General features: G+C 68.3%; 15 protein-coding genes, 3 tRNA genes and 1 pseudogene. 17 read left to right on the top strand and 2 right to left on the bottom strand.

Going from position 1 to position 13771, the window contains the following annotated elements; translation table 11 throughout:
• The first annotated feature begins 25 nt into the window (after nucleotides 1-25).
• The 9 genes and pseudogenes from ABZ016_RS05905 to ABZ016_RS05865 all read left to right on the top strand — a co-directional run.
• Nucleotides 26-98 (top strand) — tRNA-Thr (locus ABZ016_RS05905).
• A gap of 46 nt (nucleotides 99-144) precedes the next feature.
• Nucleotides 145-217: transfer RNA gene (locus ABZ016_RS05900), tRNA-Met, on the top strand.
• A 90-nt stretch (nucleotides 218-307) separates the two neighbouring features.
• Nucleotides 308-472, top strand: coding sequence for a 50S ribosomal protein L33 (gene rpmG / locus ABZ016_RS05895; protein ID WP_003948671.1), 165 nt, complete (start codon nucleotides 308-310; stop codon nucleotides 470-472).
• Between the two features lie 99 nt (nucleotides 473-571).
• Entirely contained in the window at nucleotides 572-1024 is a 453-nt protein-coding gene (locus ABZ016_RS05890; protein ID WP_356915287.1) for a MaoC family dehydratase N-terminal domain-containing protein, read from the top strand.
• Between the two features lie 8 nt (nucleotides 1025-1032).
• A complete protein-coding gene (locus tag ABZ016_RS05885; RefSeq protein ID WP_003992316.1) occupies nucleotides 1033-1461 on the top strand; it encodes a MaoC family dehydratase in 429 nt (142 codons plus the stop codon).
• Nucleotides 1462-1574: 113 nt separating this feature from the next.
• A complete protein-coding gene (locus tag ABZ016_RS05880) occupies nucleotides 1575-2129 on the top strand; it encodes a helix-turn-helix domain-containing protein (protein ID WP_356915286.1) in 555 nt (184 codons plus the stop codon).
• 92 nt (nucleotides 2130-2221) lie between these two features.
• On the top strand, nucleotides 2222-3658 hold the full coding sequence (locus ABZ016_RS05875; protein WP_356915285.1) for an MFS transporter: 1437 nt from the start codon (nucleotides 2222-2224) through the stop codon (nucleotides 3656-3658).
• Nucleotides 3659-3703: 45 nt separating this feature from the next.
• Nucleotides 3704-4084 carry a DUF3291 domain-containing protein gene (locus tag ABZ016_RS05870; RefSeq protein WP_356915284.1) on the top strand — a complete coding sequence of 127 codons (381 nt, stop codon included), beginning with the start codon at nucleotides 3704-3706 and terminating at the stop codon, nucleotides 4082-4084.
• Between the two features lie 33 nt (nucleotides 4085-4117).
• Nucleotides 4118-5191 (top strand): annotated as a pseudogene (locus tag ABZ016_RS05865) (UDP-N-acetylmuramate dehydrogenase); the annotation flags it as partial.
• A 123-nt stretch (nucleotides 5192-5314) separates the two neighbouring features.
• On the opposite strand, the gene ABZ016_RS05860 reads toward ABZ016_RS05865, so the two are convergent.
• Together ABZ016_RS05860 and ABZ016_RS05855 are read right to left on the bottom strand one after the other, a co-directional pair.
• Nucleotides 5315-6346 carry an adenosine deaminase gene (locus ABZ016_RS05860; RefSeq protein WP_356915283.1) on the bottom strand — a complete coding sequence of 344 codons (1032 nt, stop codon included), beginning with the start codon at nucleotides 6344-6346 and terminating at the stop codon, nucleotides 5315-5317.
• A 122-nt stretch (nucleotides 6347-6468) separates the two neighbouring features.
• Complete coding sequence (locus ABZ016_RS05855; protein WP_356915282.1) at nucleotides 6469-7695, bottom strand: pyridoxal phosphate-dependent aminotransferase; 1227 nt, start codon at nucleotides 7693-7695, stop codon at nucleotides 6469-6471.
• A gap of 305 nt (nucleotides 7696-8000) precedes the next feature.
• Here ABZ016_RS05855 and ABZ016_RS05850 point away from each other — a divergent pair.
• The 8 genes from ABZ016_RS05850 (at nucleotide 8001) to rplL (ending at nucleotide 13267) form a co-directional block, all read left to right on the top strand.
• Nucleotides 8001-8073, top strand: a tRNA-Trp gene (locus ABZ016_RS05850).
• Between the two features lie 108 nt (nucleotides 8074-8181).
• Nucleotides 8182-8466, top strand: a complete 285-nt coding sequence (secE, locus tag ABZ016_RS05845; protein WP_356915281.1) for a preprotein translocase subunit SecE — start codon at nucleotides 8182-8184, stop codon at nucleotides 8464-8466.
• 80 nt (nucleotides 8467-8546) lie between these two features.
• A complete protein-coding gene (nusG, locus tag ABZ016_RS05840; RefSeq protein WP_356915280.1) occupies nucleotides 8547-9371 on the top strand; it encodes a transcription termination/antitermination protein NusG in 825 nt (274 codons plus the stop codon).
• A 169-nt stretch (nucleotides 9372-9540) separates the two neighbouring features.
• On the top strand, nucleotides 9541-9975 hold the full coding sequence (gene rplK / locus ABZ016_RS05835) for a 50S ribosomal protein L11 (RefSeq protein ID WP_003992325.1): 435 nt from the start codon (nucleotides 9541-9543) through the stop codon (nucleotides 9973-9975).
• A gap of 76 nt (nucleotides 9976-10051) precedes the next feature.
• On the top strand, nucleotides 10052-10777 hold the full coding sequence (rplA, locus tag ABZ016_RS05830) for a 50S ribosomal protein L1 (RefSeq protein ID WP_215119478.1): 726 nt from the start codon (nucleotides 10052-10054) through the stop codon (nucleotides 10775-10777).
• A 324-nt stretch (nucleotides 10778-11101) separates the two neighbouring features.
• Nucleotides 11102-11926, top strand: a complete 825-nt coding sequence (locus tag ABZ016_RS05825; RefSeq protein ID WP_356915279.1) for a DUF1396 domain-containing protein — start codon at nucleotides 11102-11104, stop codon at nucleotides 11924-11926.
• Nucleotides 11927-12232: 306 nt separating this feature from the next.
• The gene (gene rplJ / locus ABZ016_RS05820; protein ID WP_003992328.1) at nucleotides 12233-12763 is read left to right on the top strand and encodes a 50S ribosomal protein L10; all 531 of its coding nucleotides are present in this window, start codon (nucleotides 12233-12235) and stop codon (nucleotides 12761-12763) included.
• Nucleotides 12764-12877: 114 nt separating this feature from the next.
• A complete protein-coding gene (rplL, locus tag ABZ016_RS05815) occupies nucleotides 12878-13267 on the top strand; it encodes a 50S ribosomal protein L7/L12 (protein WP_356915278.1) in 390 nt (129 codons plus the stop codon).
• Nucleotides 13268-13771: the final 504 nt, after the last annotated feature.

The raw sequence follows: 13771 nt of genomic DNA, 5'->3' as shown, positions 1-13771 counted from the left end.
CGAGCGTGTAATGTCTTCATCGCTCGCCCCAATAGCTCAGTCGGCAGAGCGTCTCCATGGTAAGGAGAAGGTCAACGGTTCGATTCCGTTTTGGGGCTCTGGTGTGAACGGTTCCCGTCGCGAGACGGGGTCCGATCGCATCGCAGCGGTGTAGCTCAGTCGGTAGAGCAAGCGGCTCATAATCGCTGTGTCACCGGTTCAAGTCCGGTCACCGCTACTGACAGTAGCCGATTGCGGGGTCGGTCCTTCGATCGGCTACTCTTTCTTGCGTTAAACCATTCCCATCCGTTCGTCAAGGAGCACTCACGTGGCTGCCACCGACGTCCGCCCGAAGATCACGCTGGCCTGCGTGGAGTGCAAGGAGCGGAACTACATCACCAAGAAGAACCGGCGTAACAACCCGGACCGTCTTGAGATGAAGAAGCACTGCCCGCGTTGCAACGCGCACACCGCGCACCGCGAGACGCGATAAAACAGGCTCGTACGCGAGGCCGCTCCCGAGTAATCGGGGGCGGCCTCGCGTCGTTGAGTCACCTGTACCGTTCAGTAGAGCAACAGGAGGTGCCGGGCCATGGCGCTCGACCAGTCCTTCGTGGGGCGGACGTACCCGCCCACCGCGCCCTACGAGGTGGGCCGGGAGAAGATCCGGGAGTTCGCCGAGGCGGTCGGGGACGCCAACCCGGCGTACACGGACGCGGAGGCCGCCAAGGAGCTCGGCCACCCCGACGTCATCGCCCCGCCGACCTTCGTCTTCTCGATCACCTTCAAGGCGGCCGCGCAGGTCGTCCAGGACCCGCAGCTCGGCCTTGACTACAGCCGGGTGGTGCACGGCGACCAGAAGTTCGCCTACCGCCGCCCCGTCCGCGCCGGCGACCGGCTCACGGTCACCTCGACCATCGAGTCCGTCAAGTCCCTCGCGGGCAACGACATCCTGGACATCCGCGGCGAGGTCCACGACGAAGCCGGCGAGCACGTCGTGACCGCCTGGACCAAGCTCGTGGCCCGCGCGGCCGAGGAGGCGTGAGCGATCCCATGACGGCGAAGATCTCCTACTCGGACGTCGAGGTCGGCACCGAACTGCCCGCGCAGACGTTCCCCGTGACCCGCGCGACCCTCGTGCAGTACGCGGGTGCCTCCGGCGACTTCAACCCGATCCACTGGAACGAGAAGTTCGCCAAGGAGGTCGGCCTGCCGGACGTCATCGCGCACGGCATGTTCACCATGGCCGAGGCGATCCGCGTGGTCACCGACTGGGCCGGCGACCCGGGCGCGGTCGTCGAGTACGGCGTCCGCTTCACCAAGCCCGTCGTCGTGCCGAACGACGACCAGGGGGCCGTGATCGAGGTCGCCGGCAAGGTCGCGGCGAAGCTCGACGACAACACGGTCCGCGTCGACCTGACGGCGACCAGCGCCGGGCAGAAGGTGCTGGGCATGTCGCGGGCGGTCGTACGGCTGGCCTGAGCCGGGGAATTACCAGGTCAGGGGCGCTCTCCAGTCAGGGGGCGCCCCTTTGCCGGTCGGACGGGCGAATGAGCACTTGACTTGGTTAGTGATTGAGCACTAACTTCGCATGCATGGCCAGGATGAGTGCAGAGGAGAGGCGCGAGAGCGTCATCCGCGCGGCGATGACCGAGTTCGCGCGCGGCGGCTACCACGGCACGTCCACCGAGGCGATCGCCCGGCGGGTCGGCGTCTCGCAGCCGTATCTCTTCCGGCTCTTCCCGGGCAAGAAGGCGATCTTCCTGGCGGCGGCCGAGCGGTGCGTCGAGGACACCATCCGGATGTTCGCGGAGGCCGCCGAGGGGCTGGAGGGCGAAGAGGCACTCCATGCCATGGGCGGTGCGTACATCGCGACGGTCTCCGAACAGCCCGAGCGGCTGATGATGCAGATGCAGATGTACCTCGCCGTGGCGGCTGCCGAGGAGGAGGGCGACCGCGAGTTCGGCGAGGCCGTGCGCACGGGCTGGATGCGGCTGTGGGACACGGTTCATCTGCCGCTGGGTGCCGACGTCGACCGGACGACGACCTTCGTGGCTCAGGGCATGCTCATCAACTGCCTGGTTGTCATGGGTTTCCCGGCCGATCACCGGGTCTGGGCGGGCCTGAACCCGCCGGAGCTCGACAGCTGACACGGAACGGCGAGGACGCCGCGCCTTTTTCATGTCCGCGAAAGTTAGTAATCAATAACTAATTGATCAAGCGAATCACTCCTGGGGGAGCGATGTCACAGCAGACCGCACGTCGCGGAGGAGCCGCCTGGGCCCTCGTCATCACCAGCGTCGCCGGATTCATGGCGGCCCTCGACAACCTCGTCGTCACCACCGCCCTGCCCTCCATCCGCGAGGACCTCGGCGGAGCCCTGCACGATCTGGAATGGACCGTGAGCGCCTACACGCTCACCTTCGCCGTCCTGCTGATGTTCGGCGCCGCCCTCGGCGACCGCTTCGGCCGCCGCCGGCTCTTCGCCGCCGGGATCACCGTCTTCACCGGAGCCTCCGCCGCGGCGGCCATGGCGCCCGGCATCGACTCCCTGATCGCGGCCCGCGCGGTCCAGGGCGCCGGCGCGGCGGTGATGATGCCGCTGACCCTCACCCTGCTGACCGCGGCCGTGCCCGCCGCCAAGCGGGGCATGGCGTACGGCATCTGGGGAGCCGTCAACGGACTCGCCGTCGCCTCCGGGCCACTCATCGGCGGCACCCTCACCGAACACATCTCCTGGCAGTGGATCTTCTGGCTGAACGTCCCGCTGGGCCTGGTCCTGCTGCCGCTCGCCCGCTTCCGCCTCGCCGAGTCGCACGGCACCGGAGCCCCGCTCGACGTGCCCGGCACCCTGCTCGCCAGCGGCGGCCTCTTCGGCATCGTCTACGGCCTGGTCCGCGGCCCCGCCGACGGCTGGACCGGCTCACTGGTCCTGACCGGCCTGTTCGCGGGCTCCGCGCTGCTCGCCGGCTTCGTCCTCTACAGCACCCGTGCTGCCCACCCCATGCTCCCGATGCGGCTCTTCCGCTCCCGGGCCTTCTCCGGCATCAACGCGGCGAGCCTGCTGATGTTCCTCGGCATGTTCGGCTCGATCTTCCTGCTCAGCCAGTACATGCAGGGCGTCCTCGGCTACTCGCCCACCGAGGCCGGCCTGCGGATGCTGCCCTGGACCGGCATGCCGATGCTGGTCGCCCCGATCGCCGGGATCCTCGCCGACCGGGTCGGAGGCCGCCCGGTCGTCGCCACCGGACTGTTCCTCCAGGCCCTGGGCCTCGGCTACATGTCGGTCGTCGCCACGGCAGACGCCTCCTACGTCTCCCAGCTGCCCGCCCTGATCATCAGCGGCATCGGGATGGCCCTGTTCTTCGCCCCCGCCTCGCACCTGGTGATGTCCAGTGTCCGGCCCCAGGAGCAGGGCATCGCCTCCGGTGCCAACAACGCCCTGCGCGAGGTGGGCGGAGCGCTCGGCATCGCCGTCATGGCGTCGATCTTCGCGGCCCAGGGCGGATACGAGACCGGGCAGACCTTCGTCGACGGCATGCGGCCCGCGCTGGTCGTGGGCTCCGCGGTGGTCGCCCTCGCGGGCGTCGCGGCCCTGCTGATCCCGACGCGCCGCCGTACGGAGCGGCAGACGGCCCCGGCCGCCCCGGCGCCGGTACTGGAGACGGCCTCCCACTGATCCTCAAGGACCTGCCGACCCTGCCGACCCGAAGGAGGAACTGTCATGCCCACCCTTCCCTGGACCGTCCCCGACAACCCGCCCCGCGACACCGAGGTGCACGTCTTCGCCACCCGCTTCGAGACCCGCACCCTGTGGGGAGCGCTGAAGTTCCTCGTGGGAACGCCCGCCGTCTGGCGGCAGGTGCGCAACAGCCCTGGCGCCTACGGAGTGACCCTGAAGGCGAAACCGCTGCGGCGGATGTTCTGGACACTGTCCGCCTGGGAGTCGAAGGCCGCGCTGGACGACTTCGTCCGCGCCGGGGCCCACAAATCCGCCGCCCGGGGCGTCGCCTCGCAGATGCGGGACAAGGCCTCCACGACCTGGCAGGTGAGGAGCGACGACCTCCCGCTCTCCTGGTCCGAGGCGTTCCGGCGGCTGCCCTGAAGGACCCACACGTGCGCGAGCCCCTCGAAGCCGTCTCGTACTCTTGAGCCCGTGCAGGAACTCCACGACGCCCCCCTCGCCCCGCTGACCACCTTCCGGCTGGGCGGCCCCGCGACCCGGCTGATCACCGCGACGACCGACGACGAGGTGATCGCCGCCGTACGCGAAGCCGACGAGGCGGGTACCCCGCTGCTGCTCATCGGCGGCGGCTCGAACCTGGTCATCGGGGACAAGGGCTTCGAGGGCACCGCCCTCGTCATCGCCACCAAGGGCTTCTCCCTCGACGGCACGAGCCTGGAACTGGCGGCCGGTGAGGTGTGGACCGACGCCGTCGCCCGCACGGTGGAGGCGGGCCTGGCCGGCATCGAGTGCCTGGCCGGAATCCCCGGCTCGGCCGGCGCGACCCCCATTCAGAACGTCGGGGCGTACGGCCAGGAGGTCTCCTCCACGATCACCGAGGTCGTGGCCTACGACCGCCGCACGGGCCGGACGGTCACCCTGGCCAACGAGGACTGCGCGTTCTCCTACCGCCACAGCCGCTTCAAGTCCGCCCCGGAGCGGTACGTGGTCCTGCGCGTCCGCTTCCGCCTGGAGGAGGCCGACGGTCTCTCCGCCCCTCTCCGGTACGCCGAGACGGCCCGTGCCCTCGGTGTCGAAGCGGGCGACCGCGTCCCGCTCGCGCAGGCCCGCGACACCGTCCTGAAGCTGCGCGCCGGCAAGGGCATGGTCCTGGACCCCGAGGACCACGACACCTGGTCCGCCGGCTCCTTCTTCACCAACCCGATCCTCACGGACGCGGACTTCGAGATCTTCCGCACGCGCGCGAAGCAGCGCCTCGGCGCCGAGACCGAGCCCCCCGCGTACCCGGCGGGCGAGGGCCTGACCAAGACCTCCGCGGCCTGGCTGATCGACAAGGCGGGCTTCACCAAGGGCTACGGCGACGGCCCCGCCCGCATCTCCACCAAGCACACCCTGGCCCTCACCAACCGGGGTAGCGCCACCACCGAGGACCTGCTCACCCTGGCCCGCGAGGTCGTGGCCGGCGTCCGCGAGGCCTTCGGGATCACCCTGGTCAATGAACCGGTGACGGTCGGGGTCAGTCTCTGAGACGACCGTCCGGCACCGCCTGCCGAGCCACGCCAGTGGTGGTGGCCGGGCCGACCGAGGCTCTCCACCCATCGTCCCAGCGGCACACATGCCCGCAGCCAGGGCGGCCAGGGGAGCCCGGCGCTAAGACAGCAACCAGTCGTCCACCCCCGACAGCAGCTTCGCCTTCACGTCCTCCGGCGCCGCCGAGCCCCGTACCGACTGCCGGGCCAGCTCCGCCAGTTCCTCGTCCGTGAACCCGTGATGCCGCCGCGCGATCTCGTACTGCGCGGCGAGCCGGGAGCCGAACAGCAGCGGGTCGTCCGCGCCCAGCGCCATCGGGACACCCGCCTCGAACAGTGTCCGCAGCGGCACGTCCTCCGGCTTCTCGTACACCCCCAGCGCCACGTTCGACGCCGGGCACACCTCGCACGTCACACCCCGCTCGGCCAGCCGCCGGAGCAGCCGCGGATCCTCCGCCGCCCGCACCCCGTGCCCCACCCGGTTCGCCCCCAGGTCGTCCAGGCAGTCCCGCACCGACGACGGCCCGTTCAGCTCACCCCCGTGCGGCGCCGACAGCAGCCCGCCCTCCCGCGCGATCGCGAACGCCCGGTCGAAGTCCCGCGCCATGCCCCGCCGCTCGTCGTTCGACAGACCGAAGCCGACGACCCCCCGGTCACCGAACCGCACCGCCAGCCGGGCCAGCGTCCGCGCGTCCAGCGGATGCTTCATCCGGTTCGCCGCGACCAGCACCCGCATACCGAGCCCGGTCTCACGCGACGTCGTCTCCACCGCGTCGAGGATGATCTCCAGCGCCGGGATCAGACCGCCCAGCCGCGGCGCGTACGACGTCGGGTCGACCTGGATCTCCAGCCACCCCGAGCCGTCCCGGACGTCCTCCTCCGCCGCCTCCCGCACCAGCCGCTGGATGTCCTCCGGCTCCCGCAGGCACGAGCGGGCCGCGTCGTACAGCCGCTGGAAGCGGAACCAGCCCCGCTCGTCCGTCGCCCGCAGTCTCGGCGGTTCCCCGCCGAGAAGCGCCTCGGTCAGCGACTCGGGCAGTCGCACCCCGTACTTGTCGGCCAGTTCCAGCACGGTCGAGGGCCGCATCGACCCGGTGAAGTGCAGATGCAGGTGGGCTTTCGGCAGCTCAGAGACATCACGTACACGCTCCATCCCAGGATCCTGCCGTACGCCTCAGCCGTCCCGGTAGCTGTTTCCCCATTAGTGGTCTTGCTCGCACAAACAAATGGGGCACATACCGAATTCGGTATGTGCCCCGGACCGGAACGGAAGCCTCAGTCCCTGGCCTCCGCCAGCAGCTTCTGGATCCGGCTCACGCCCTCGACGAGGTCCTCGTCACCCAGCGCGTACGACAGCCGCAGGTACCCGGGCGTACCGAACGCCTCACCCGGCACCACCGCGACCTCGGACTCCTCCAGGATCAGCGCGGCGAGCTCGACCGTGTCCTTGGGCCGCCGGCCCCGGATCTCCTTGCCGACCAGCGCCTTCACCGACGGGTAGGCGTAGAACGCGCCCTCCGGCTCCGGGCACACCACGCCGTCGATCTCGTTCAGCATCCGCACGATGGTCTTGCGGCGCCGGTCGAACGCCTCACGCATCGTCGCGACGGCGTCCAGGTCACCGGAGACGGCGGCCAGCGCCGCCGCCTGGGCGACGTTGGACACGTTGGACGTGGCGTGCGACTGGAGGTTCGTCGCGGCCTTGACGACGTCCTTCGGGCCGATGATCCACCCGACGCGCCAGCCGGTCATCGCGTACGTCTTCGCGACCCCGTTCACCACGACGCACTTGTCGCGCAGCTCGGGCAGCACCGCAGGCAGCGACACGGCGGAGGCGTCGCCGTAGACCAGGTGCTCGTAGATCTCGTCGGTCATCACCCACAGACCGTGCTCGACGGCCCAGCGGCCGATCGCCTCGGTCTCCGTCTCGCCGTAGACCGCGCCGGTCGGGTTCGACGGCGAGACGAAGAGGACGACCTTCGTCTTCTCCGTACGGGCCGCCTCCAGCTGCTCGACGGTCACCCGGTAGCCGGTCGTCTCGTCGGCGACGACCTCCACCGGGACACCGCCGGCCAGCCGGATCGACTCGGGGTACGTCGTCCAGTACGGCGCGGGCACGATGACCTCGTCGCCCGGGTCGAGGATCGCGGCGAAGGCCTCGTAGATGGCCTGCTTGCCGCCGTTGGTGACCAGGATCTCCGAGACGTCCGGCTCGTAGCCGGAGTCACGCAGGGTCTTCGCGGCGATGGCGGCCTTCAGCTCGGGCAGACCGCCGGCCGGCGTGTAGCGGTGGAACTTCGGGTTCTTGCAGGCCTCGATCGCTGCCTCGACGACGTAGTCCGGGGTCGGGAAGTCGGGCTCGCCGGCGCCGAAGCCGATCACCGGACGCCCGGCGGCCTTGAGGGCCTTGGCCTTGGCGTCCACGGCGAGGGTGGCGGACTCGGAGATCGCGCCGACTCGGGCGGAGACCCGGCGCTCGGTGGGAGGGGTTGCAGGGCTCATGGGCCCCATCGTTTCAGACTGGAAACGCGCGCGGCACTGGGGTTTCACAGACTGAACAACGTCGGGCAAACCCTTGAACAACAGTGCGGATCGCCCACACCGCCAGGGCGATCTTCCGTCGAATCCCGGCCGTCCGCGGCCCGTTTCCCAGGCGATCTTCCGTCAACGAGGCCTCCTGCGGCCCCTTTCTGTTCGACGACCGGCCGCGGACCACGTACACTCTCACCTCGTTGGCCTTCAGCGGCCGCGCTCATGGGGTGCACACCAGGCATCCGGACGAATGCGGTACGTTGGGGGACACACAAAGGGTCGTAGCTCAATTGGTAGAGCACTGGTCTCCAAAACCAGCGGTTGGGGGTTCAAGTCCCTCCGGCCCTGCTACACACACCTTCGCCAGGATGTGTGCGCATGTACGTACAGCAATGCACCGCCGTGCGGCTCAGACCGGGCGCGGCACGGCCACGACCCGGAATCAGGTGAGGACGAGTGACGGACGCCGTGGGCTCCATCGACATGCCTGATGCCCAGGACGAGGCGCCGGAGTCCAAGAAGACCCGCAAGGGCGGCAAGCGCGGCAAGAAGGGCCCGCTGAAGCGCCTTGCCCTCTTCTACCGCCAGATCATCGCGGAACTCCGCAAGGTCGTCTGGCCGACGCGCAACCAGCTGACGACGTACACGACCGTGGTGATCGTCTTCGTCGTCATCATGATCGGCCTGGTCACCGTGATCGACTATGGTCTCAGCCACGCCGCCAAGTACGTGTTCGGCTGAGCAGCCCGCGAAGAGCGCCGAGGTACCCGGCGCTCCTTTCGCATGTTCCACCCCTATGTATCCAGGAAGAAGCAGCCACCGTGTCTGACCCGAACGTGAACGACGCCATCGAGCCTGTCGAGTCCGTCGAGGACGAGCTCGACACCGTCGAGGGCGCGGACAGCGAGGACACCGACGCCTCCACCGAGGCCGAGGCTGCCGACGCCGCCGCGGACGACACCGCCGAGGCGGAGACCGAGGCCGGCGAAGAGGCCGCGGAAGAGCCCGAGGAAGAGGTCGAGGACGACCGCGACCCGATCGAGAAGCTCCGCGAGGAGCTGCGGGGCCTGCCCGGTGAGTGGTACGTCATCCACACCTACGCGGGCTACGAGAAGCGCGTGAAGGCCAACCTGGAGCAGCGCGCCGTCTCGCTGAACGTCGAGGACTTCATCTACCAGGCCGAGGTGCCCGAGGAAGAGATCGTCCAGATCAAGAACGGCGAGCGGAAGAACATCAAGCAGAACAAGCTCCCGGGCTACGTCCTGGTCCGCATGGACCTGACGAACGAGTCCTGGGGCGTCGTCCGCAACACCCCGGGTGTCACCGGCTTCGTGGGCAACGCCTACGACCCGTACCCGCTGACGCTGGACGAGATCGTCAAGATGCTCGCCCCCGAGGCCGAGGAGAAGGCCGCCCGCGAGGCCGCCGAGGCCGAGGGCAAGCCCGCTCCGCAGCGCAAGGTCGAGGTCCAGGTGCTGGACTTCGAGGTCGGCGACTCGGTCACCGTCACCGACGGCCCGTTCGCCACGCTGCAGGCGACCATCAACGAGATCAACCCCGACTCGAAGAAGGTCAAGGGTCTCGTCGAGATCTTCGGCCGCGAGACGCCGGTCGAGCTCTCCTTCGACCAGATCCAGAAGAACTAGCCGCTTCTGGACTCACCGCTTCCGCGCAGGTCAGGCGATCGCTCGAGCGTCCGCCTGACCTGCTCGGTTTTTGGCCGCGCATCTATACCCGTTATCGTTGTGCGGTATGCCTGCGTCCGGGTGGTCCCCGAATGTGGGCAGGACCCGAATCGAAAGGACCCGGAGAGCTATGCCTCCCAAGAAGAAGAAGGTCACGGGGCTCATCAAGCTCCAGATCCAGGCCGGTGCCGCCAACCCGGCCCCGCCGGTCGGCCCCGCGCTGGGTCAGCACGGCGTCAACATCATGGAGTTCTGCAAGGCCTACAACGCCGCGACCGAGTCGCAGCGTGGCTGGGTCATCCCGGTGGAGATCACGGTCTACGAGGACCGTTCCTTCACCTTCATCACCAAGACCCCGCCGGCCGCCAAGATGATCCTGAAGGCCGCGGGCATCGAGAAGGGCTCCGGCGAGCCGCACAAGACCAAGGTCGCGAAGATCACGCGTGACCAGGTCCGTGAGATCGCCACGACCAAGATGCCCGACCTCAACGCCAACGACCTGGACGCCGCCGAGAAGATCATCGCCGGCACCGCCCGTTCCATGGGCGTCACGGTCGAGGGCTGAGCCCCAAACCCATCAGCAGAAGTGGCGGGGCCTGCTCGGCCCGGACCACGACTCCTAAGAATCCACAGGAGCAGTAGTGAGCAAGCGCAGCAAGTCCCTTCGCGCTGCGGACGCCAAGATCGACCGGGAGAAGCTCTACGCCCCGCTCGAGGCCGTCCGTCTCGCCAAGGAGACCTCCACGACCAAGTTCGACGGCACCGTCGAGGTCGCCTTCCGCCTGGGTGTCGACCCGCGCAAGGCCGACCAGATGGTCCGTGGCACCGTGAACCTCCCGCACGGCACCGGTAAGACCGCCCGGGTCCTGGTCTTCGCGACCGGCGACCGTGCCGAGGCCGCGCGTGCCGCGGGCGCCGACATCGTCGGCGCCGACGAGCTGATCGACGAGGTGTCGAAGGGCCGTCTGGACTTCGACGCCGTCGTCGCCACCCCGGACCTCATGGGCAAGGTCGGCCGCCTCGGCCGCGTGCTCGGTCCGCGTGGTCTGATGCCGAACCCGAAGACCGGCACCGTCACCCCCGATGTCACCAAGGCTGTCAACGACATCAAGGGCGGCAAGATCGAGTTCCGCGTCGACAAGCACTCGAACCTGCACTTCATCATCGGCAAGACGTCGTTCGACGACACCAAGCTGGTGGAGAACTACGGCGCGGCCCTGGAGGAGATCCTCCGTCTGAAGCCGTCCGCCGCCAAGGGTCGCTACATCAAGAAGGCCGCCATCAGCACCACGATGGGCCCCGGCATTCCGGTCGACTCCAACCGCACCCGCAACCTCCTCGTCGAGGAGGACCCGGCGGCGGTCTGAGCCTGAGGCTCACCCAACCGGTCACGGGCCCCGCACCTCTCACAGGTGCGGGGTCCGTTCCCTTTTTCCGGTACGTACGCCGGTGGCCCGGGTCGACGTGCGGGCAGCCGCCCGCGACGGACCCCTCACGGCCCTGTGTGGCTCGCTGACGTCCATGACGGCCGACGGCACCCTGGCCTGGGACCAAACCCCGCCGATGTCCCCGACGCGGCCCTGAGAAGCAGCTCACCGAAGTCGGCGCCAAATCGGATAGATCGTTTGTGCCCCCTGGGATAGGCTCACGGCCTTGCTGTGAAGCAATCATGTATTCCTTGGGGGGAATCAATGAGGACAGTCATACCTGCCGCAGGTCTCGGCGCTCTGCTGCTCGCCGCGGGGGCGGTCGGCTGCGGATCCGAGCAGTCGCCGGAGATGACACCCGCGGCCGCCGTCGCCAAGGCGGCGAAGAACACGGAGGACATCACCTCGCTCCGCTACCGCCTGAAGGGCACCGCGCCGGGCGAGGGCCGGGTCGCGGGCGAGGCGTCGATGCGTCTGAAGCCGACGATCGCCATGAGCATGAAGATGAGCGCGCCCGACAAGGGCACCGAGGCCGCGGAGATCCGCCTCGTCGACAAGGCCATGTACATCGGTGGGGGAGCCGACGCGGCCAAGGAGATGGACGGCAAGTCCTGGATCAAGTTCGATCTGTCCGGGTCCGAGGCCGGCAAGGACCTGGACCGGATGGGATCCACGAGCCAGGCCGAGAAGAACCCGGCCACCGAGTCCGGCTTCCTCACCGGGGCCAAGGACGTGAAGGAGGTCGGCACCGAGAAGGTCGACGGCGTCGAGACCACCCACTACACGGGCACGGTCACCCTCAAGGACCTCCGCGCCTCCCTCAAGGACGAGAAGGCGGAGACCCGCGAGCGGCGCGAGAAGAGCATCAAGCAGTACGAGAAGCTCGGCGTCGACGAGCTCACGATGGACATGTGGGTCGACGGCGACGACCACACCAAGCAGTTCCGCATGAAGGGCGACGCCGACAAGGGCCCGCTCGACATGACCATCACCTTCCTCGACTACAACAAGCCGGTGACCGTCACGGCCCCGCCGGCCAAGGACGTCGCGGACCTCGCCGAGATGTTCAAGGAGCTGGACCAGGGCTGATCCGCCCCGCGCCGACCGTCGTACGGGCGGATTTGCTTGACGGCGATCCGTTCCCGTACTCTCCTACAGAAGCCAAAGACCGCTGGTCGTTACCGCGTGCTCGGATGAGGATGCGGTGGCCGAAGGATCCGCTGAACGGCGGACGACCCGCGCAGGTGAACTGGAAGAGCTCCCGGAGACCGCCGCCCCGTGTGTGTGGACAACCGGTCGAGCTACGCCCCGTGCGCCTGCGCCGGGGCGTTTCGTTTTCCCCAGTCCTCCTTCGGGTCCGCGCGGTCCGAATCACCCGGAAGGAGGCCGAGGCTCATGGCGAGGCCTGACAAGGTCGATGCCGTCGAGGAGATGCGGGACAAGTTCCGCAACTCGAACGGCGCCGTCGTCACCGCGTACACCGGTCTCACCGTCTCGCAGCTCCAGCAGCTGCGTCGTTCACTCGGTGAGAACGCCCACTACCGTGTGGCGAAGAACACGCTGACCAAGATTGCGGCCAACGAGGCCGGGATCAACACGATCGACGACCTCTTCACGGGTTCGTCGGCCGTCGCCTTCGTGACCGGTGACCCGGTCGAGGCGGCGAAGGGTCTCCGTGACTTCGCCAAGGACAACCCCAACCTCGTCATCAAGGGCGGCGTCCTTGACGGCAAGGCGTTGTCCGCCGATGAGATCAAGAAGCTTGCGGACCTCGAGTCCCGCGAGGTTCTGCTCTCCAAGCTGGCCGGTGCCATGAAGGGCAAGCAGTCCCAGGCTGCCTCTGTCTTCCAGGCGCTGCCGTCGAAGCTCGTCCGCACCGTGGACGCGCTCCGTGCCAAGCAGGACGAGCAGGGCGGTGCCGAGTAACTCGGCTCGCATCCCGGCCCCCGCTGCCTGAACGCGGAGGCCGTCGCGGGCCAGTAGTACGCCCGCCTCACATGTACATCCGGCACCTGCCGATTTAGTGGAAGGACCGCCATCATGGCGAAGCTCAGCCAGGAAGACCTGCTCGCGCAGTTCGAGGAGATGACCCTCATCGAGCTCTCCGAGTTCGTGAAGGCGTTCGAGGAGAAGTTCGACGTCACCGCCGCCGCTGCCGCGCCGGTCGTCGTCGCCGGTGGTGCCGCTGGTGGCGCCGCTGCCGAGGCCGCTGAGGAGAAGGACGAGTTCGACGTCATCCTCACCGGTGCCGGCGACAAGAAGATCCAGGTCATCAAGGTCGTGCGTGAGCTCACCTCCCTCGGCCTGAAGGAGGCCAAGGACCTGGTCGACGGTGCGCCGAAGCCGGTTCTGGAGAAGGTCAACAAGGAGGCCGCCGACAAGGCGAAGGAGTCCCTCGAGGGCGCCGGTGCCGCTGTCGAGGTCAAGTAAGACCTCCCGGATCCGTCAGGATCCACGACACGTCCTCCTGGGCGTGTAACGCGTAAGCGCGGAAGAGCGATCATCCATCCGGGTGGTCGCTCTTCGGCGTTCCGGGGGTGTGGCCACGGTTGCCTTGCACCCTCAGTGGCGGGGGGTATGGTGATCTTCGTCGTGTCTCTGGGCAGGCCCCGGTTCGGGCAGGGGGGCCTTGACGAACCGCACGCAGCGCGCAATTCTCAGGACGCGTCGTCACAAGGATCCGAATCCGAGGCATGGATCGACGACGAAGAGGGCAGTATCAACGTGCGTTGAGGGCAGCGCCTTGTCGCAGGAGTGGAACAACGAGGGTGAACACGGGTTCCAGAACCCGCACTGGACATCAGTGTGCCAAGTGGCTACACTGACCCTTTGCGCTGCCTGTTAGCTGTCCCCTGCCCGTCACCAGGGGTCTGCCCTCGCCCGAGCATCGACGACAAGACCCGCCCGACCTGGCTTTATTGCCGGACGGACACA

The sequence above is a fragment of the Streptomyces sp. NPDC006372 genome (assembly GCF_040612515.1).
Lineage (GTDB): Bacteria > Actinomycetota > Actinomycetes > Streptomycetales > Streptomycetaceae > Streptomyces.
Note: the sequence above shows the minus strand (reverse complement) of the source record. Positions and strands in the feature narration are given on the sequence as shown.